Origin of the sequence: Bosea sp. NBC_00550, assembly GCF_026020075.1 — a bacterium.
Classification (GTDB): Bacteria; Pseudomonadota; Alphaproteobacteria; order Rhizobiales; family Beijerinckiaceae; genus Allobosea.
This window is the reverse complement of record NZ_CP102773.1, coordinates 265295-283385: the sequence shown is the minus strand read 5'-3', so window position 1 is coordinate 283385 and position 18091 is coordinate 265295. Positions and strand designations below refer to the sequence as shown.

At 62.9% G+C, this 18091-nt stretch carries 18 protein-coding genes and 2 pseudogenes; 10 read left to right on the top strand and 10 right to left on the bottom strand.

Annotated features, from left to right (window positions below):
* Positions 1-36 precede the first annotated feature (36 nt).
* From NWE53_RS28345 to NWE53_RS28330, 4 genes are read left to right on the top strand one after another with little or no spacing between them, the layout of a single operon-like run.
* Complete coding sequence (locus NWE53_RS28345) at positions 37-1185, top strand: mandelate racemase/muconate lactonizing enzyme family protein (RefSeq protein WP_265055535.1); 1149 nt, start codon at positions 37-39, stop codon at positions 1183-1185.
* Positions 1186-1210: 25 nt separating this feature from the next.
* Complete coding sequence (locus tag NWE53_RS28340; RefSeq protein ID WP_265055534.1) at positions 1211-1987, top strand: HpcH/HpaI aldolase family protein; 777 nt, start codon at positions 1211-1213, stop codon at positions 1985-1987.
* Between the two features lie 27 nt (positions 1988-2014).
* A complete protein-coding gene (locus tag NWE53_RS28335) occupies positions 2015-3451 on the top strand; it encodes an NAD-dependent succinate-semialdehyde dehydrogenase (RefSeq protein ID WP_265055533.1) in 1437 nt (478 codons plus the stop codon).
* A 44-nt stretch (positions 3452-3495) separates the two neighbouring features.
* Positions 3496-5199: an IlvD/Edd family dehydratase gene (locus NWE53_RS28330; RefSeq protein WP_265055532.1), complete on the top strand. Its 1704-nt coding sequence runs from the start codon at positions 3496-3498 to the stop codon at positions 5197-5199.
* Between the two features lie 417 nt (positions 5200-5616).
* Here NWE53_RS28330 and NWE53_RS28325 read toward each other — a convergent pair whose 3' ends face one another.
* The 3 genes from NWE53_RS28325 to NWE53_RS28315 form a co-directional block, all read right to left on the bottom strand.
* Complete coding sequence (locus NWE53_RS28325) at positions 5617-6669, bottom strand: aldose epimerase family protein (RefSeq protein WP_265055531.1); 1053 nt, start codon at positions 6667-6669, stop codon at positions 5617-5619.
* Between the two features lie 43 nt (positions 6670-6712).
* A complete protein-coding gene (locus NWE53_RS28320) occupies positions 6713-7273 on the bottom strand; it encodes an SDR family NAD(P)-dependent oxidoreductase (protein ID WP_265055530.1) in 561 nt (186 codons plus the stop codon).
* Positions 7274-7434: 161 nt separating this feature from the next.
* Positions 7435-7668, bottom strand: a complete 234-nt coding sequence (locus NWE53_RS28315; protein ID WP_265055529.1) for a hypothetical protein — start codon at positions 7666-7668, stop codon at positions 7435-7437.
* Positions 7669-8380: 712 nt separating this feature from the next.
* Here NWE53_RS28315 and NWE53_RS28310 point away from each other — a divergent pair.
* Entirely contained in the window at positions 8381-9856 is a 1476-nt protein-coding gene (locus tag NWE53_RS28310; protein WP_265055528.1) for a serine hydrolase domain-containing protein, read from the top strand.
* Between the two features lie 10 nt (positions 9857-9866).
* Entirely contained in the window at positions 9867-10214 is a 348-nt protein-coding gene (locus NWE53_RS28305; protein ID WP_265055527.1) for a hypothetical protein, read from the top strand.
* A 14-nt stretch (positions 10215-10228) separates the two neighbouring features.
* Here NWE53_RS28305 and NWE53_RS28300 read toward each other — a convergent pair.
* Positions 10229-10330: pseudogene (locus tag NWE53_RS28300) on the bottom strand (IS6 family transposase); the annotation flags it as partial.
* Here NWE53_RS28300 and NWE53_RS28295 point away from each other — a divergent pair.
* Positions 10330-10637: pseudogene (locus NWE53_RS28295) on the top strand (transposase); the annotation flags it as partial. The pseudogenes NWE53_RS28300 and NWE53_RS28295 sit on opposite strands and share 1 nt — an antisense overlap.
* Positions 10638-10735: 98 nt before the next feature.
* On the opposite strand, the gene NWE53_RS28290 reads toward NWE53_RS28295, so the two are convergent.
* The 3 genes from NWE53_RS28290 to NWE53_RS28280 all read right to left on the bottom strand — a co-directional run bounded on the left by NWE53_RS28290 (position 10736) and on the right by NWE53_RS28280 (position 14069).
* The gene (locus NWE53_RS28290; RefSeq protein ID WP_265055526.1) at positions 10736-11509 is read right to left on the bottom strand and encodes an SDR family NAD(P)-dependent oxidoreductase; all 774 of its coding nucleotides are present in this window, start codon (positions 11507-11509) and stop codon (positions 10736-10738) included.
* A 109-nt stretch (positions 11510-11618) separates the two neighbouring features.
* Positions 11619-12728 carry an enolase C-terminal domain-like protein gene (locus NWE53_RS28285; protein WP_265055525.1) on the bottom strand — a complete coding sequence of 370 codons (1110 nt, stop codon included), beginning with the start codon at positions 12726-12728 and terminating at the stop codon, positions 11619-11621.
* Positions 12729-13385: 657 nt separating this feature from the next.
* Positions 13386-14069: a GntR family transcriptional regulator gene (locus NWE53_RS28280; protein WP_265055524.1), complete on the bottom strand. Its 684-nt coding sequence runs from the start codon at positions 14067-14069 to the stop codon at positions 13386-13388.
* A gap of 227 nt (positions 14070-14296) precedes the next feature.
* On the opposite strand from NWE53_RS28280, the gene NWE53_RS28275 reads away from it, so the two are divergent.
* The 3 genes from NWE53_RS28275 to NWE53_RS28265 all read left to right on the top strand — a co-directional run bounded on the left by NWE53_RS28275 (position 14297) and on the right by NWE53_RS28265 (position 17190).
* A complete protein-coding gene (locus NWE53_RS28275) occupies positions 14297-15412 on the top strand; it encodes a mandelate racemase/muconate lactonizing enzyme family protein (RefSeq protein WP_265055523.1) in 1116 nt (371 codons plus the stop codon).
* Between the two features lie 55 nt (positions 15413-15467).
* A complete protein-coding gene (locus tag NWE53_RS28270) occupies positions 15468-16655 on the top strand; it encodes an extracellular solute-binding protein (protein WP_265055522.1) in 1188 nt (395 codons plus the stop codon).
* Positions 16656-16986: 331 nt separating this feature from the next.
* Positions 16987-17190, top strand: coding sequence for a CsbD family protein (locus NWE53_RS28265; RefSeq protein ID WP_265055521.1), 204 nt, complete (start codon positions 16987-16989; stop codon positions 17188-17190).
* 52 nt (positions 17191-17242) lie between these two features.
* Here NWE53_RS28265 and NWE53_RS28260 read toward each other — a convergent pair whose 3' ends face one another.
* The 3 genes from NWE53_RS28260 to NWE53_RS28250 all read right to left on the bottom strand — a co-directional run bounded on the left by NWE53_RS28260 (position 17243) and on the right by NWE53_RS28250 (position 18028).
* The gene (locus NWE53_RS28260; protein ID WP_265055520.1) at positions 17243-17368 is read right to left on the bottom strand and encodes a hypothetical protein; all 126 of its coding nucleotides are present in this window, start codon (positions 17366-17368) and stop codon (positions 17243-17245) included.
* A 50-nt stretch (positions 17369-17418) separates the two neighbouring features.
* Positions 17419-17781: a hypothetical protein gene (locus tag NWE53_RS28255; RefSeq protein ID WP_265055519.1), complete on the bottom strand. Its 363-nt coding sequence runs from the start codon at positions 17779-17781 to the stop codon at positions 17419-17421.
* A 67-nt stretch (positions 17782-17848) separates the two neighbouring features.
* The gene (locus NWE53_RS28250; protein ID WP_265055518.1) at positions 17849-18028 is read right to left on the bottom strand and encodes a hypothetical protein; all 180 of its coding nucleotides are present in this window, start codon (positions 18026-18028) and stop codon (positions 17849-17851) included.
* Positions 18029-18091 lie beyond the last annotated feature (63 nt).

The following is an 18091-nucleotide window of genomic DNA, read 5'->3' as shown; positions in this document are numbered from 1 at the left end:
CCATCCGTGCCTCCGCCCTTTAGAAGGAAGCCAGCGATGACCAAGATCCGCGCCGTGCGCGCCCGCAGCATCAGTATTCCGCTCGACAAGGTGACCTCGCTCTCTAGCCGCCGCGTCACCGAGCGGCACTATGGCGTGGTCGAGGTCGAGGGCGATGACGGCCATAAGGGCATCGGCTTCTGTTATGTCGGCAGCGCCGGTGGCGGGCTCTTCACTGAGGCCGTGCGCGCACTCCTCGCGCCGGTCCTGATCGGCGAGGACCCCTATCGCGTCGAGGGGCTTTGGCAGGCGATGTACCAGGAGGCGTTGCTGCAGGGCCGCGCCGGTACGGTTGTCCGCGCCATTAGCGCGCTCGACACCGCGCTCTGGGACCGCAACGCGCGCGCTGCCACCCTGCCGCTCTACAAATTCCTCGGTGCGGTCAAGGACAGCGTCCCGGCCTATGCCAGCGGCGGCTACTATGTCGAAGGCAAGACACCCGAGCATCTCGCCGCCGAGATGGGCGGCTACGTCGACGAGGGCTACACGGCCGTAAAGATGAAGGTCGGCCGCTTCGGCCTCGCTCAGGAGGAGGAGCGCATCGCTGCGGTGCGCGAGCGCATCGGCGACGACACGATCCTGATGCTCGACGCCAACAACGCCTGGTCGGACCTTCCGACGGCTTTGCGTTTCGCCCGCATGTACGAGCAGTACGACCCGTATTTCCTCGAAGAGCCGTTCAGCCCGGACGATATCGACAACCATGCCCGCCTCGCCCAGCAGGTCGCGATGCCGATCGCGACCGGCGAGATCGAGGTGGGACGCTGGCGCTTCATGGAGCTGATGAGCAAGGGCGGCGCTGCGATCCTGCAGACCGATGCCTGCGTCTGCGGTGGCATCAGCGAGTTTCGCCGTATCGCCGCGGCCGCGGCGAGCTTCGGCATAACGCTGTGTCCGCACTGGTTCCACGATCTGCACGCTCATCTCGTCGCCGCGACGCCGAACGCGCGCTATGTCGAGTTCTTCGCCGATGACCAGGTGCTGAACTTCCGCCGCCTCGTCGACACGCAGCTCACCGTGCGCAAGGGTATGATCGATCTGCCGCAGCGGCCGGGCCTCGGCTTCGATTTCGACGCAAAGGCGCTCGACACCTACGCGATGACGCCCTGGGCCGAGCTGCGCTCCGCCGCCGGCAAAGCTGCCTGATCCTCACGAACCGATTGGAGCGACAATGTCGCACGCGACCCTGCAGCCGAACCTGTTCAAACGCGGCCTCATTGAGGGCAAGCGCCAGCCCGGCCTCTGGCTGACGCTGGAAAGCCTGAACGCGACCGAGATTCTCGCCGGCGCGGGCTATTCCTGGCTCTTGCTTGACATGGAGCATACGCCGGTCGACCCCTCGCAGGTCTCCCAGCACCTGCGAGCAGCCAAAGGCGGCACGGCCGAAGTCGTGGTCCGTATTCCGTGGAACGAGCCGATCATGATGAAGCGCCTGCTCGATGCCGGTGTGCGTTCCTTCATGGTGCCCTTCGTGCAGAATGCAGAGGAGGCCCGCGCCGCCGTCGCCGCGACGCGCTATCCGCCGCACGGCATCCGCGGGGTCAGCGGCAACATGCGTGGTAACAACTACGCACGCATCAAGGATTATAACGAACGCTATCACGAGGAACAGTGTATCATCGTGCAGATCGAGACGCCGGCCGCCGCCGTTGCGATCCCCGAGATCGGCGCCGTCGAGGGCGTCGACGGCATCTTCGTCGGTCCGAATGATCTCGCCGCCAATATGGGCCTGTTCGGCAAGCCGGGTGCGCCCGAGGTCCGGGCCGAGATCGACCGGGCACTCGACGCGATCAAGAAAACCGGCAGGGCGCCGGGCATCCTGAACTTCAATGTCGGAGAGGCGCGCGAGCTGTTCGACGCCGGCTACAGCTACATCGCCGTCGGCTCGGACACCGCAATCCTGGCCCGCCGCAGCGAAGCCCTGCTCGGCGAGATCAACGCGGCCTGAGCCGCTTCCCTATTGAGGACTGCTACAATGTATGCCGCCAACCTGTTCATCGACGGGGCCCATATCGACAAGACCGGCGCCGAGAGGATCGAGGTCGTCAACCCGGCGACCGAGGAGACTCTCGGCTCGGTGCCGTCTTCTACCGCGGCCGAGGTCACCGCTGCGCTGGCGGCGGCGGAGCGCGGCTTCGAGGTGTGGCGCAATACGCTGCCTTGGGAGCGCTGCAACGTGCTGCGCAAGATCGCCGGACTGCTGCGCGAGCGGCAGGAGATGATCGCGCGCCTGCTGACCATGGAGATCGGCAAGCCGCTGTCGGAGGCGCGCGCCGAGGTCGCCGTCTCCGCCGAATATTTCGACTATTGCGCCGACGAAGCCCGACGCCTGCATGGCTACATGCTCGACGGGCGCACGCCCGGAGCCCGCTTTGAGGTTTCGCATGGACCGGTCGGCGTCGTGCTGGCGCTGGCGGCCTGGAATTTTCCGATCAGCCTGGCCTCTCGCAAGCTCGCCATGGCGCTCGCCGCCGGTTGCACAGTGATCCTGCGTCCGGCCGAGGAGGCGCCGGCCTGCGTCGCCGAGCTGGTGCGCTGCTGCCATGATGGCGGCCTTCCCAACGGTGCCGTGAACTTGCTCTTCGGTTCGCCGCAGCAGGTCGTGGTGCCGCTGATGGCGGCGCCCGCTGTGCGCAAGCTCTCCTTCACCGGCTCGACCCGCGTCGGCCAGACCCTGATGCGCCAGGCGGCCGACACGGTAAAGCGCATGACCATGGAGCTCGGCGGCCACGCCCCCTTCATCGTGCTGGGCGATGCCGATGTCGAGAAGGCGGCGACCGCCGCCGTCGGCGGCAAGTACCGCAATGCCGGCCAGGTCTGCACCTCGCCGAGCCGCTTCTTCGTGCACGAAAAGATCGCCGATACCTTCACCGAAAAGATGGCGGCGAAGGCGCAAGCCCTGCGCCTCGGCAACGGGCTCGACGACGGCGTCCTGATGGGCCCGCTCGCGACCGCGCGCCAGCGCGACCGGGCCGAGCGGCTGGTCGAGGATGCCCTTGGCAAGGGCGCGACGCTCGCCACCGGTGGTAAGCGCCCGGCCAGCCTCAACCGCGGCTATTTCTTTGAGCCAACCGTGCTGGCCGATCTGCCGCCGGATGCCTCGATCCTCGCGGACGAGCCGTTCGCGCCGGTCGCGGCCATCGTACGCTGCGCCAGCGCGGACGAGGCGATAGCGCGGGCCAATGCCGTCGAGTTCGGCTTGGCCGGTTATCTCTTCGCTAGCTCGAAGCGTGCGATCGACCATGTCACGCGCGAGCTCCAGGTGGGCGTGCTCGGCGTCAACACGACGGTCGTCGCCGTGCCGGAGGCGCCGTTCGGCGGCATCAAGCAGAGCGGCTTCGGCCGTGAGGGCGGCGCCGAGGGCGTGCGCGAGTATCTCAACACCAAGTTCGTCCATAACGCGCCGGCCTGAACACCCTGGCCGGACGAAAAGACAGCTCGAGGGATGGCGGCGGCATGAGCGAGAACGAACCGAAGCGGCGCGGCATTGCCGGTGGGCTGACCAATTACGGCGACCCCGAATTCGCCGCCTATCTGCGCCGCTCCTTCGCGCGCTCGATGGGTTATTCCAACGAGGCGCTGGCGCGTCCCATCGTGGGCATCGCCAACACCTATAGCGGCTTCAACAATTGCCATCGGCACTTCCCCGAGCTGCTCGAGGCGATTAAGCGCGGCGTGCTGATGGCTGGCGGCCTGCCGGTTGAGTTCCCGACCATCTCGCTCGGCGAGGTCTTCCTCAAGCCGACCAGCCTGAAATTCCGCAATCTGATGGCCATGGGCACCGAGGAGATGATCCGCGCGCAGCCGATCGACGCTGTCGTCCTGATGGGCGGCTGCGACAAGACCGTGCCGGCGCAGCTCATGGCCGCGCTCTCGGCCAATGTCCCGACGGTGCAACTCGTGGCCGGGCCGATGTCGACCGGCCGCTACAAGGGTGAGCGCCTGGGCGCCTGCACCGATTGTCGCCGCTTCTGGGCCCGCTTCCGGGCGGGCGACATCGATCAGGAGGAGATCGATGTAGTTGAGGGCCGGCTCGCCACCACAGCCGGCACCTGCGCCGTCATGGGCACCGCCAGCACCATGGCCTGCATCGCCGAGACGCTCGGCCTGTCGTTGCCGCGCTCGGCCGCGATCCCGGCGGTTCATGCCGACCGGTTGCGCTGCGCCGAGGAGAGCGGCAAGCGCGCCGTCGAACTCATCGGCACGACGACACTTCTGCCGAAGCAGATCGTCACCGAGAAGGCGATCGATAACGCCTGGCGCATGCTGCTGGCGATTTCGGGCTCGACCAACGCGGTGGTTCATCTCACCGCGATCGCGCGCCGCGCCGGGGTAAAGGTCGACCTCAACCGGCTCAACAAGCTCTCCGACGAGACGCCGGTGCTGGTGAACCTGAAACCGGTGGGCAACAATTACATGGAGGATTTCTTCGCCGGCGGCGGCGTGCCCGCCGTACTGAAGGAACTCCGCGACCTGATGCATCTCGATTGCATGACCGTGACCGGCAAGACGCTCGGCGAGCTGATCGACGAGCCGCTTGTGGATCAGGTCGACCGCAGCATTGTGCGCCCGCGCGCGGAGCCGGTCGATCCCGATGGCGGCCTTGTCGCCGTGTTCGGTTCGCTCGCGCCGCGCGGCGCCATCGTGAAGCGCGCCGCAGCCGACAAGCGCCTGCTCGAGCATGAGGGCAGGGCGGTGGTCTTCTCCTCGCTGGAGGACCTCGCGGCGCGGATCGACAGCCCAGATCTCGACGTCACCGCCGACGACATCCTCGTGTTGCAGAATGCCGGCCCCAAGAGCGCAGCGGCGATGCCGGAAGCCGGCTACCTGCCGATTCCGCGCAAGCTCGCCTCAAAGGGCGTCAAGGACATGGTCCGCATCTCGGATGCGCGCATGTCCGGCACGGCATATGGCGCGATCGTGCTGCATGTTGCGCCCGAGGCCGCAATCGGCGGGCCGCTCGCGCTGGTGTGCAATGGCGACCGAATCCGGCTCAGTGTCGCCGAGCGCCGCCTCGACCTTCTGGTGGGCGAGGCCGAACTCGAGACGCGCCGCAAGGCGCTGCCAGCTCCTCAGGCGATCCAGCGCCGTGGCTATGACCAGCTCTATGACGAGCACGTGCTCCAGGCCGACGAGGGCGTTGATTTTGATTTCTGCTAGGCGTTTTGCGGCCGCAAGAGCGGAAGGCACCTCGAGGTTCAACAATGACGGCGGCTGGAGCCTATCGGCAATTTCTCGAAAAGCTGAAAGCCGAGGAGTGCTACTACGCTATGCAGGATAGGCCAGCCCTAGCAACGTGACCTAAGCGGCCTCCGGCGAAGCCTGGGCAGTTTCAGCGCAATCAGACGCATGATCCTAACTCCCTCAGCTTGAGAGGAGAGCGGTGCAACGGCGCCGCTCTTGTCCCGGAAAGCCCACCAATTTTGCTACCGAGAGAGGGGCCTTTAGCAGATCGCCCCGGGATGTCGGCTTTCGGGCGATGAGCCAGAGTCGGCTATTGGTGCGGCTCGCCCTTTTAGTCCCGGGACATGATTCTCAATTTCTCGATTGATCCCAATCATATGAGAGCCGTCGCGATCACGAAAACCGGTACTCGCTGACCTGACGATAGACCGCTCCCGGACAGAGGACGGTGGACGGCAGATGCGCCAGGTTGGGTGAGTTGGGCGCGTGCTGCGGCTCCAGGGCAACCCCGGCGAATGACCCGTAGGTCGCCCCGCCAAGGCCGGGAACCGCGACGGCAAGCTTGGCGCCGTCATAGAACTGAAGGCACGGCTCGGTGGTCCAGATTTCAAGTCCCAGGCCACTCGCGTCTGACCGCAATGTCGCCGCATGTGCGAGTTCCATGCCGGACGCGGGATCGTGCTCTGTGCGGCTCCGTCGAAGTATGAAGTTCGCGTCGTAGCGTGTCGGCGCCTCGCCGTGCCCCGGCTCTCGGATCGATCTGGCTTCTCGAAAATCGAAGGGCGTGCCGGCCACGGCGGCAACAGACCCGTCGGGAATGAGGTCCGCATCCGTCAGAAGCACGAGATCGCCCTCGATTTGCAAACGGTGGGCGAGGATGTCCGCCGTATTGTCCAGTTTGAAATAGGGATGGTGAGCGAGATTTATGACGGTCGCTGCATCCGTCGTCGCCGAAAATTCGATGCGTAAAGTCTCGTCTTCGGTCAAGCTGTATCGACACCAAACGCGCAGCGTTCCGGGGTATCCAGCGTCGCCTGCAGGCGAAACCAGAGCAAGGGTCGTTGATCGCTCGTTCTGCTCGACGAGTGTCCAGTGCCGCTTGCCGAAGCCGTTGCCGCCACCATGCAGTGAGTGGCGCCCATCCTGATTGCGCGGGAGCTGGTATTCCACGCCACCCAGAACGAAGCGCCCCTCGGCGATGCGGTTGGCGAAGCGCCCGGCGACCGCGCCCATGTGAGGCGAGTACGCCGGATAGTCCTCCAGTCTCTCCAATCCAAGGACAACCCGCTGCAGCGCACCGCCCGCCCTCGGCACGCGCAGATCCCGCAGGCTCGCGCCGTAGTCGATGACCTCTGCTTCCATGCCGGAACTCGAACGCAACGTGATGCTGCGAATCTGCCGATCGGCAGTTCTAGAAAGCTCATGCAAATGCGGCGCACTGCTCATTGTCGGATTTTCAGATACACGCGTCTCTTGTCGGTACTCTCAATCAGAGTGAGCCGGCATGAACAACCAGGCAATGCTTCGTGATCATGCGAGCGCTGTCCGAACATAGGAACAGCGCGGCGTTGGCTATGTCGTCTGGCTCGATAATGTCGGGCAGGCATTGTCTCTGCTTCACCCCCTCGATGGCGCTATCGTCAAACCAAAGTGCGCGCTGGCGCTCGGTGACGACGAAGCCCGGTGCGATCGCGTTGACGCGGATGCGATCCCTGCCGAGCTCACGCGCGAGGGAATTCGTCAGCCCGATAGCGGCCGCCTTCGCCGTGCTGTAGAGCTGCAGATCCTCGATGCCACGCATCCAGGCGACCGAACTCGTATTGACGATCGAGCCGGATCCTAGTTCGCGCATATGCGGCACCACCAGCTGTGCGGCGAAAACGGCGTGGCGCAAATTGACACTCATCATCGCGTCAAAGTCCTCGGGCGTGATGTCGGCGAAGCGCTGGCGCTTGTCCTGCGATGGCAAACCACGGCGAAAAACCATTCGCATCACGCATGGAGCGTTGCTTATGGGCCTCGACGGCGCATCACACAAGGCGGATTGCATCGCGACAGCAGTTCGGCCCAGGCGGATGCCTTCATAGAGCGGCAGCTGAGCCTGCTGGATCGCCCTGGAGCCGCGAACTTATTCCGGGGCCAGGCTGATCGGTTCGAGGAGGAAGTCGAGCGGTGGGATTGAACCGTTTGAGCTCGATTCCGCGAATTGAATCATCCTCCCCCGAACGCGGAGGGGAATTCTTGGCCACCGCAAAAAAGGGCATCAAAGAACCAATCAATCGCGCAGCGGAATGCTCCAGCATCACGCTCCGCTGCAATTTTTGCAGCGTCGTAAGCTTGTCCAAGATCAACATCAGAAAGATCCTTTCCACCGAGCAATATCGATCCGGCCGCGGCGGCGATTGGCAAGATCAAATGCGTCCAGTCCGACAGCTTCGTCACCATCGGCTAACCCTCGGCCGTTGCGCTAGGCGGCAACGGCCGGTGGCTGCGCGAAAGGGCGATGAGCTCGTCTATGTCAATGCTTGACGGCAGCGTTCATCGCGCGGGACGGCCATCCCCCGGTTTGCTCTGCGCGCCCGATGCAGAGAGCTGGCGTCAGATCAAGGCTATCCTGGCCGCCTGACCGGCATGCTGGGCTGCGAAGCTGCCGCAGACATTCAGGATTTCGAAAGATCGACCGTGAGCCCAAGCTTCACGAGAAAGTTGATAGGAGAGGGACTTTGATAATTGGTTTAAGCTACTGTATGAAATCTTAAATTTAACTGGTTATCCGACAAGTCCATCGCAACGGCAAACATTGATCCTTGCGTCGAGACAAGAAATCCATTCCTGAATTTACGGATTCTTGTCTTGCCTCCTGCGTCGGCGCGGGGCGCTCGGCAATCGCCGATGGAAATCCGTCGTCTCGCTATGGAATGATCAACCAAGGATCGTCGAAACGGAATCTTTCGTTTGCACTTCAATCGCTGGCCGCCATACTTTGGCGCAAGCTTGCAGGGTCAGACCTCTCCAGATGACCGATGGCCATGAGCTTGGAGGACGCATGTCGCAAGTATCAGCAGGCGGTCATGGCATCGCACCGGGTCGTCGCATCTGCCGGTTGTTCAGCTTGGGAGGATTCGCTCTGACTGCATCGCTTGCAGTCGCGCCAGCGATGGCGCAACTGCCGACGCAGGCGTCGATCGAGGCACTGCTGCCCGATCTCGACAAGCAGGTCGCGGCGGGGATGAGCGCTTTGTCGGTCCCTGGCGTCGCGATCGGCATCGTCTTCGACGACAAGCTCATCTTCAGCAAGGCCTTCGGTGTCAAGGAGGCCGGCAAGCCCGATCCCGTCACGCCCGACACGATGTTCCAGGTCGGCTCGACCACCAAGGCCTTCTTCGCGACGACGCTGGCCCAGGCGGTCGATGCCGGCAAGCTGAAATGGACCGACCATGCCAGCGACTTCGTTCCGGATTTCCAGCTATCCGACCCGTTCATCTCGCGTGATTTCCGTATCCTCGACATCGCCGCCCAGCGCAGCGGCCTGACGCCCTATGTAAATGATGGGCTGGCCTTCCTCGGATTCGACAAGGAGACGCTGTTCCGCTCGATGCGCGTGGCGCCGCAGACCGGTATCTTCCGCTCCGATTTCCGCTATCTCAACATCCCGCATCTGGCCGGCGGCGAAATCGTCGCCAAGGTCAATGGCGCCGAGTCCTGGGCAGCATCGGTGAAGCGGACCCTGCTCGACCCGCTCGGCATGTCCTCCACCACAGCAACGGCCGAGGCGATCGCGCAGGCGCCCAACCGTGCCATGGGCCACAGGCTCGATGACAAGCCGGTCGCGATCCCGTTCCACCCTGCCTTCCCCTATGCGCTGGGACCGGCGGGCGCGTTCAACTCCAACGTGCCGGACATGGCAAAGTGGCTGCGGCTCCAGCTCGGGCGCGGCCATTTCGGCGAGAAGGTCATTGTCTCCGAGGAGAATCTCGACGTCACCTGGACGCCGCGCGTCGCGGTGAACGAGCGTATGAGCTACGCCGTCGGCTGGCTTGCGATGGCGATGCCGCGCGGTCGGGCGATCTGGCATAATGGCGGCACCTCGGGCTTCGGCGCTCATGTTGGCTTCCTGCCCGACGCCAAAACCGGCATCGTAATCCTGACCAATGTCGGCGGCCCGAGCCTGGCCGATGCGCTTGGACTCTGGTTCTACGACCGGGTGCTCGGCAACCCTGCGGTCGACAACATCGCGCTGGCGGCCGCCTCGTCGAAGAAGCAGCGAGAGCAGGAGAAGCTGGAGCAGGCGGCGTTCGTTGTCGGCCCGATGCCGGCCAACATCGCCGCCCTTCTCGGGACCTATGCGTCGCCGGTTCTTGGCGACGCGGTCGTTTCGGTGGCTGATGGCAAGCCGCAGATGAAGCTCGACCGGACCGACCTGAGCATGCTCCTCGAGGCCCACAAGGATGATCCGAACCTGTTCCAGGCACGGATCACCGCGGCAGGAGGCTACGAGGCCATCGTTGCGATCGTCGGTGACACGCCCTTTGTCCAGATGCGCTTCGAGCGCGATGTGACCGGGCGGGTTGCGCAGGTGCGTTGGATCAATCCGGAGCTGCCCCATCTCTTCACCCGACAGTCCGAGCAATAGGGAGGGTCCGATGACGAGCTTTTACAGCCTGATGCGGCTCGGTCTGGTGTTGACATTGCCAGTTCTGGCGGTGGCCGTGTTCCGGGGCTCGGCCTCTGCGGCATCGCCCGTGCTCGGCCTTCAGGCGCCGGGGCTGGTCGAGCCGGCCCGCTCGCTCCTGCGCGATCTCTTCCGCGACGATGGCGAGGACGATTTCGTCCACGACAACCACTATGACTGGAACGATTATCGCAATTCGACGTCTCGCAAGGAGCGTATCCGCGACTTCAACGAGATGCAGCGGCACGATCAGAAATCCTACTGGAAGCAGCAGAAAGAAGCGCAGAAGGACATGATCAAGCGCCAGCGCGGGTGGTGAAGTCGTGTCAATGAAATGCGATCCGGTCTGCCATGGCGCGCAAGTGCCTTCCGCAGGAAGCATTTGGCCGACGGCAGGTCACGGTTTTCGCTGAAGAAGAACCCCACCGTGCCGCCAGGCCTATGTCGATCAGGTGCTCGTGCCCGAGTTGAAGCCCGGCGACATAGTCGTCATGGTCAACTTCGGAGGGCGCGCGCGTGCGTGCGGCCATCGAGGCCCCGGGCGAGCCTGCTTTACCTCCCGCCCTACGGCCCCGACTTCAACCCGGTCGAAAACGCCTTCTCGAAGGTGAAAGCCGTGCTGCGCAAGACAGCAGAGCGAACGCGCGACAATCTATGGAGCAGGATCGCAGACATCATCCCGCTATTCTCGCGAGCCGAATGCTCAAACTTCTTCAAAGCCGCTGGGTACGATCCAGAATGACCGGAAACCGCTCTCTAGCGAACCCGGCCCCCCCCTCGATCGCGACCTCAGGGCGTAAGTCCAGATGACCTGAAAGAAATCGGTGCTTTCGAAATTGCTTAGAATCCATGTAGTGCGCCGCCATCGACTACCATGATATGGCCGGTGACATAGGCTGCAGCTGCCGACGCTAGATACGTCATCGCCCAGCCGATATCGGCTTCGGTGCCATAGCTTTTCATCGGGATACGGCCGTCGATCTTGGCCTTTCGGGCAGGGTCGGTCGAGGTTGCCTGCCGAAACAGCGGCGTGTCGATCCAGCCCGGCGCGACGCCATTGACCCTGACCTTCTGGGGCGCGAGTTCGGTCGCCATGGCCCGGACCATTCCGACATAGGCGGCCTTCGCCGCCGAATAGCCAATCACGTTGGGAATGCCGAGGAAGGAGCTCATCGAGGCCGTGAACAGGATCGAGCCGTTCCCGGCTCGCTCGATCTGGGCGAGGAAGGCGCGCGACAGAGCGTAAGCACCATGGACATGCACGTCCAGGATCGTCCTAAAGTCGGTTGGTGTCATATTCGCAATGGGTTTTTTAATCGTGTTGCCGGCGTTGTTCACCAGGATCGATACCGGCCCGAAACGCTGCATGACCGCCTCGGCATAGGCTTCAGCCTGATCGACGCGAGTGACGTCGAATGGTAAAGATCCAGTCTCGCCGCCCAGATCTGCCGCTGCGTTCTCTATCTTCTGCGCATTGGTGCCTGCCAGCGTTACTCTGGCTCCGGCCGCTGCAAAGCAGCGCGCGATGCCCAGGCCCAGGCCGCTGCCGCCGCCAGTAACGAGCGCGTGGTGTCCCTTCAGCGAGAAAATATCGAGTGGGTGGGATGCAGTCACAAGCGGTCTCCTACATCGATCAGGATCTTGGTGTTGGCGCGGATCAGCATCCTCGTTCGGCGAAGGATATCGAACTGGGGCGGTCGATGGAGAGGGCTTTCATTTCACCTCAAACGATCTTGACGGTCATGCGATCGACGTCGTCCCAATCGATCTCGACGCCGAGACCGGGCAGGGTGGGTAGTGTCGCCAGACCGTCGCTGATCGGCAGTTTCTCCTTCAATCCAAAGGCGAAGCCCTCGATCGGATAGAGAACCTCGAAATAATCGCAGTTCTTCATCGCCGCGCAGCAGTGCAGATTGACGATCTCCATTGGGTGGAAGATCGAGGTGTGGACCTCGCAATTGACGCCGAAGGCTTCCGCCAGCCGCGCGGTCTTCATGACGCCGGTCACGCCGCCGGTCCAGGATACGTCGGCACGGACCCGATCGACGACGCGTGTCGCGATGCATTCGGCGATGCTGTAGGGATGTTTGGCGAGGACTTCGGTCCCAACAATCGGTATCTCCAGCGTCCGGCTGAGTTCGCGCAGCGAATGCACATCCTCGTCGTAGAGCGGCTCTTCGAACCAGTAGTAGTCGAGCTTCTCCAGTGCTCGACCGAAGCGGATCGCCTGCTCGAGATTATAGGTCGAGACGGGGTCCGACATCAGCGTAAATGTCGCCCCGACCGCCTCGCGCACCAACCGATGGGCCTCCAGATCTTCTTCGATATCGTTGCCCGGCGTGTGGAGCTTGTAGGCGCGCAGGCCTTCTGCCTGAGCCCGCAGCGCCTCGGCTGCGTAGTTCTTAGGCTCCTTCAGGATCATCGAGCTGCCATAGGCCGGAACGGAATCGCGATAGGCGCCAAGATATTTGTAGAGCGGCTGGCCGGCTGCTTGCGCGCTGAGCAGCCAGAGTGCGGTGTCGAAGGGGCCATAGGCGTAGATCGGCAGATGCCCCCACCAGCGATCGGCAGTTCGGAACTCGTGCCAGGCTTTTTCGCGATCGCGCGGATCGCGTCCGATGAAGAAAGGCCGCAAGGTGTCGGCGATGAGCTGGCCAGCACCGGGCGCGGACCGGCCGGCGAAACCGAAGGTCGTCGCCGACAGGGCGCTGTCGGTCTTCAGCGTCACCACCAGGAATTCGAAATTGCCGAAATCGCCCGTGCGGAAGGCGGCAGCCTGAAAATGCTCAGGCTTGCGCTGGCAGCAGCGGACCTCGATATCGGTGATCCTCACGTGAGCAACCCCTTAGAACTTGCCGTGGCGGAGATAGGCTTCTTGCGGATCGACACCGGCGAGAATCGCGCTGCGCGCGAGGTTCTCGGCCGAAATCGCCGTCGGGCGCCAGCTCAATGAAGCTGATGACGGCGGCGAGCGCTATGTTCTTCACCAGTTGCACGGAAAAGCCGACTGTCGGGGACTGCGAGCCGCAACCCCCGCGGCAGGATGACAAACCGCATCGCCGTGGGCAGCCAACCCGTCGGCTCCCTCCCATGGGCCGCACCCGACCGACCCGATCGCGCCGCGCCAGATGTCGGTCAGTAAGGCCGCCGCACAGAGCGTCAGCGCGAGCCCTGCTGCGAGGATTACCCGCAAGCCGAACCCGAGATGAGATACCCCGAAATAGGCGATGATCCAGCGCAAGGGCGGGAAAATCGGGACGGGCAACAATGTCAGTCCGGCGCCGAGCAGCCCGCCGCCGGCAAAGGCGATCAGCGAGAGCAGGAGTGTCCATTGCGCTGCCTGCGCGAGGTGGCCGACACGGTAGAGGGAGGACCAGGCTGTCGTGCCGATGCCGCCCTCGACGAATTGCGGCCTGCGAGCGCGCGCCGGAAAAGTCCAGATAGTTCATCGTATTTCTCCGGGATGTGCGACAGAGCGCACGCGGCCCGATCAGGACTCTGTTGTCTCGCTGAGTATTGAGCGGCTGACATTTTCGAGCGCGTTGTCGCGGCTGTGCAGGAGATGCCGGCGCAGAGCTTCGCGAGTTTGGTCGGGTGAGCCGACCTTTAACGCGTCTAGGATATCTTGGTGCTCGTCGGCCGAGCGGCTGTAATCACCGGCCAGATAGACGAAGACGGTATGGGTCTGGCCTAGGATTCGCTGGTGCCATTCGCAGATGAGCCTGTTACCGGCAGCCGCCATAAGGGCACTGTGGAACTTGCGATCGTGGACGAGGGCGGTGGTGATGTCGTCGAGCGAGCCGCGCCGCGCGTAGAACTCATGCGTCTCAAGGCAGCGCGACAATTCGCCGAGCAGATCGGTCCTCACTGCCTGTAGCTCGAAGAGGCGGCCTACGGCGTTGAGCTCGATCAGCATGCGCCCTTCGTAGAGCTCCTCCACATCTGCGAAGGTGAATTGCCGCACGACTGCCCCCTTGCGCATCGCGGATACGACGAGACCGTCCGCCTCTAGCCGCAGCAGCGCCTCCTTAATGGGCGTCTGGCTGATGGCAAGGCTGAGAGCGAGTTCCTCGGGAAGGAGTCGTTTGCCGCCAGGTAGAACTCCGGAGAGGATGCGCGCGCGCAATTCTTCATAGGCCTGATCGGACAAGGTGGCGCGGACGACGGAGTTCATATCGCTATGATCGCTGCGCGGGCAGATAATGCAATATTGAAAATAAAAAATTTTCTATTTTATTTTGTCGAGGACTCTGGTTATGGTCCTTGCCGGAGGATCACAACGACAAACGTCCCAAGCGCCGCCGGAGGGGTTCTTCTCAAGCCGCGCCATGAGCGCACCCGTAGCTTTCTCGCGCAGTTGCTTCTGAGCTTGCCCGTCCCCCTCCAGGACTTAACACCCCCATGAAGATCGTTGCCGTCGAACCGTTCATCCTGCACCTGCCACTGACGCAGAGCTCGATCTCGGACTCCACCCACAGCATCACCCACTGGGGTGTCGTCGGCACACGTATTCGGACGGATAACGGGCTGGAGGGCTACGGCTTCACGGGCACCCATGGCCATATCGCATCCGATCGCCTGATCACCTCCTGCATCGGAACCTCCTATGCGCCGTTGCTGATCGGGGAGGACGCCAACGACCGCTCGCGGCTCTGGACGAAGCTTGCGCGCTCTCCTGCGCTGCAGTGGGTCGGGCGCGCCGGCATTACGCATCTGGCGCTCGCGGCCGTCGATGTCGCCCTGTGGGATCTCGCTGCGAAGCAGGCGAGGCTGCCGCTGTGGAAATTCCTCGGGGGCCAGGGCGTCAAGGCGCTAGAAGCCTATAACACCGATATGGGCTGGTTGTCCTTTTCAAGGGAAACCCTGCTTTCGGAAGCGAAGAAGGCCGTTGAGGTCGACGGCTTCACCCGCATCAAGGTCAAGGTCGGTCATGACGATCCCAATATCGACATCGATCGCCTCGCTGCCGTCCGCAAGGCGATTGGTCCAGGCGTGCGGATGGCGATCGACGGAAACGGCAAATGGGATCTGCCGACCTGCATCCGCTTCTGCGCGCAGGTCGAGCCCCTAGACATCTTCTGGTTCGAGGAACCACTCTGGTACGATGATGTGGCGGGTCACGCGGCGCTTGCCCGCTCGACCTCGATCCCGATTGCGCTCGGCGAGCAGCTTTACACGCTCGATGCCTTCAAAACCTTTCTCGCAGCCGGCGCGCTGACGTACGTCCAGCCTGATGTAACAAGGCTCGCGGGCATCACCGAATACATCCAGGTCGCCAACCTCGCCCACGCGCATCGCTTGCCGGTCGTGCCCCATGCCGGCGAGATGAGCCAAGTGCATGTGCACCTGTCCTACTGGCATCCGGCCTCGACGATCCTCGAGTACATTCCCTGGATCAAGGACCATTTCCAGGAGCCGATCCGGGTGGAGGGCGGCCTCTATGCGCTGCCGCAGCAGCCCGGCGCGGGAACCACGCCGCTGGCTGCGAGCTTCGAGAGATTTGGCAAGCGCCCGTAGGCGCGGGCCAGCGCAGGCGACAACGCAAGAAACAAAACAAACCAAGAGGGAAGAGATGACTAACGAGATCGATCGGCGCCGTTTCGTCGGCGGATTGGCGGCCGCGACCGCATTTGCCGCTTCGGCCCACGGCGCCCGCGGGCAGGTCCCGAAGCCGGCATCGCCCCTGACGATATCCGTCATCGACGCAGCCGGAAGTCTGGCTTTGACGCAGCCCGTCTTCGAAAACTACCGCAAGGCGAGGCCCGACCTCGTCGGCCGCTTCGTCTTCACCAAGGCGCCCTCGCCCGAGCTGCCCGGGAAGCTCAAGGCCCAGCAGGCGGCCAACCGCGTCGACATCGACATCGCCTTGGTCGGCACCGACGCGATTTCCGCGGGCGCGGAGCAGCAGGTCTGGACGAAGCTGTTTCCCGACCATGCCGCGGCGCTGCCCAAACTCGCCGACATCTATGCCCCTGACGTCCAGCGCATGCAGGCCGTCACCCAGGGACAGGGCGTCTGCATTGCCTTCACGCCGTCGGGCCCCCTGCTCGAATATATGCCCGACCGGGTGAAATCGCCCCCGACCACCACGGCCGAACTGCTCGACTGGTGCCGGCAGAACCCGAACCGCTTCTTCTACGCCCGGCCGTCGAATTCGGGACCGGCGCGCGGCTTCCTCATGGCCTTGCCCTATCTGCTCAAGGACACCGATCCAAAGGACCCTGCCAAGGGCTGGGACAAGACGTGGGCCTATCTGCGCGAGCTCAATAACTTCATCGAGTATTACCCGACCGGCACCGCCGTGACGATGAAGGAGCTGGGCGACGGCTCCCGCGACATGATCACCTCGACAATGGGATGGGACATCAACCCGCGCGCGCTGGGCATAGTGCCGAAGGAGGCCAAGACGATCGCACTCAAGGGGTCGCATTTCATCGCAGACGCGCATTTCGTCGCCGTACCCGCCGGCGTCGCGCCCGAGCGAATGGCGGTCATCCTCGATCTGGTGTCGTTTATGCTTTCACCCGAACAGCAGGCGCTCGCCTATGACGAGGGCTACCTATATCCAGGTCCAGCCGTGAAGAACGTGCCGCTCTCGGCCGCGCCCGCCGCGAGCCAGAAGACATTGGCGGAGTTCGGTCGGGAGGAATACGAGGCATTGATCGCCTCGGTTCCTGTCGAGATGCCGCTCGAGCTCAACCAGATGGCTCAGGCGTTTCGAATCTGGGATATGGAAATCGCCGGGAAAAAGAAGCCGTGAGAGCGTTTCGCGCTACGTCTTCCGACGCGTATTTCATCGGAATCGCGCGGTGACCAAGTAACACGATGTCGTCGATCGCCGCGACTATCCCGGCCTCCAACGGCTATTCGAGAAGCTGGAGGCGGATCCGGCGGTCCGGTTCGCACACGAAATCGAGCGTGGCGAAACCGCTGTCAGCGCTGGCGGCCTCGTCGGCGAGGTCACCTTGCACGACGTATTACGTCAGCACGCGCTCGCTGCCTGATCCATTCCTCAAAATCTGAGCGGCCCTCCGAACAAACGGTGTCCCTGGGCGTTGAGTAGGTATTAGTCAAAACCAAGGAGAGATCCGATGGATTGGAACCGCGTCGAAGGTAATTGGAAGCAGATCAAGGGCAAGATCAAAGAGCAGTGGGGCGATCTCACTGACGATGATCTGGACGTGATCGCCGGTAAGCGCGATCAGCTCGAGGGCAAGATCCAGGAGCGCTATGGCCTGGCTAAGGATCAAGTGAAGGCCGACGTCGACACTTGGTACGATCGCCAAACTTGGTAGTATCTGCGTGTAGCGTAACAGGCCTCGCTCTGTGAGCGAGGCCCTTTTCGACTTACAGCGGCTTACCTAGTAGCTGGGCCACCGCCGCTGAACTGACGCCGGCCTTGCCGACCGCGGCTTTCGCCATAGTTTTCCGCGACGACAGTAACCATCCGACGACGATCTTGAGGTCGGCCAATGGGCTGTTCCCGGGCACTTTTCGGGATGCTCCGGAAAATGGGATGCGTACTATCTAGCGGTAAAGAACGTCAGCAGCACCTTGCTCTTATCACCGATCAGGCAAAGAAAGCCCCGCGGTTTGTCTGACTTGTCCGTTCGAAGATAGGCCTGCCCCATGATAATTCGATTGACCTCGATGTCCTCAATTTTGGTTTCGGAGGTCGCTATCGTCATACCGTCCTCGTCGAAATAGATATCTTTAATGTCAGGGTCACTTGTTGAAAGTGTGCGAAGCGCTGCTGCCTTGCAGGACGCCAGCTCTGGCGATGCAGGCTTTTCGGAAGGTGCAGCCGTCGTCGGCCCGGCAGTCTGGGCGACGGCGGTGTTAATTGACGCAAAAAGTAAGAGCGCCAGAACGGACGTGTGTTTCATGTTTGCTCTTTCTACCTATGGGGCGCGCCCCATGTGTCGAGGACGGGGTAAATCGGCTCCTTCGTAGTCAAGTCAGCGGCTGGGGTGGCATAGGCTGGGTACCCCAGGCTTCGATGGCTTTGAGCAGTGCGTTCAGCTCCTCTTCTTCCGGGCTGTCAGGATCGCATTCGATCAGCTGCGCAACCCCCATGAGGGCGATGTCGTAGTCGGCTTCCGTCTCAATCCAGATTTCGTCGGGCTGGGTCACGCCGCGGCACTCAGCGCGGCGATAACCTCTTTCGAGCTGTATGGTTTCTAATGTGGCGCACGT

Excerpts from the sequence above, each read along its gene's own strand:
- NWE53_RS28310 (WP_265055528.1), top strand. The coding sequence starts at position 8,381 with ATGGCGCAACTGCCGACGCAGGCGTCGATCGAGGCACTGCTGCCCGAT.
- NWE53_RS28345 (WP_265055535.1), top strand. The coding sequence starts at position 37 with ATGACCAAGATCCGCGCCGTGCGCGCCCGCAGCATCAGTATTCCGCTC.
- NWE53_RS28340 (WP_265055534.1), top strand. The coding sequence starts at position 1,211 with ATGTCGCACGCGACCCTGCAGCCGAACCTGTTCAAACGCGGCCTCATT.
- NWE53_RS28280 (WP_265055524.1), bottom strand. The coding sequence starts at position 14,069 with ATGAACTCCGTCGTCCGCGCCACCTTGTCCGATCAGGCCTATGAAGAA.
- NWE53_RS28335 (WP_265055533.1), top strand. The coding sequence starts at position 2,015 with ATGTATGCCGCCAACCTGTTCATCGACGGGGCCCATATCGACAAGACC.
- NWE53_RS28330 (WP_265055532.1), top strand. The coding sequence starts at position 3,496 with ATGAGCGAGAACGAACCGAAGCGGCGCGGCATTGCCGGTGGGCTGACC.
- NWE53_RS28270 (WP_265055522.1), top strand. The coding sequence starts at position 15,468 with ATGACTAACGAGATCGATCGGCGCCGTTTCGTCGGCGGATTGGCGGCC.
- NWE53_RS28255 (WP_265055519.1), bottom strand. The coding sequence starts at position 17,781 with ATGAAACACACGTCCGTTCTGGCGCTCTTACTTTTTGCGTCAATTAAC.
- NWE53_RS28320 (WP_265055530.1), bottom strand. The coding sequence starts at position 7,273 with ATGCAATCCGCCTTGTGTGATGCGCCGTCGAGGCCCATAAGCAACGCT.
- NWE53_RS28275 (WP_265055523.1), top strand. The coding sequence starts at position 14,297 with ATGAAGATCGTTGCCGTCGAACCGTTCATCCTGCACCTGCCACTGACG.
- NWE53_RS28305 (WP_265055527.1), top strand. The coding sequence starts at position 9,867 with ATGACGAGCTTTTACAGCCTGATGCGGCTCGGTCTGGTGTTGACATTG.
- NWE53_RS28315 (WP_265055529.1), bottom strand. The coding sequence starts at position 7,668 with ATGGTGACGAAGCTGTCGGACTGGACGCATTTGATCTTGCCAATCGCC.
- NWE53_RS28325 (WP_265055531.1), bottom strand. The coding sequence starts at position 6,669 with ATGAGCAGTGCGCCGCATTTGCATGAGCTTTCTAGAACTGCCGATCGG.
- NWE53_RS28265 (WP_265055521.1), top strand. The coding sequence starts at position 16,987 with ATGGATTGGAACCGCGTCGAAGGTAATTGGAAGCAGATCAAGGGCAAG.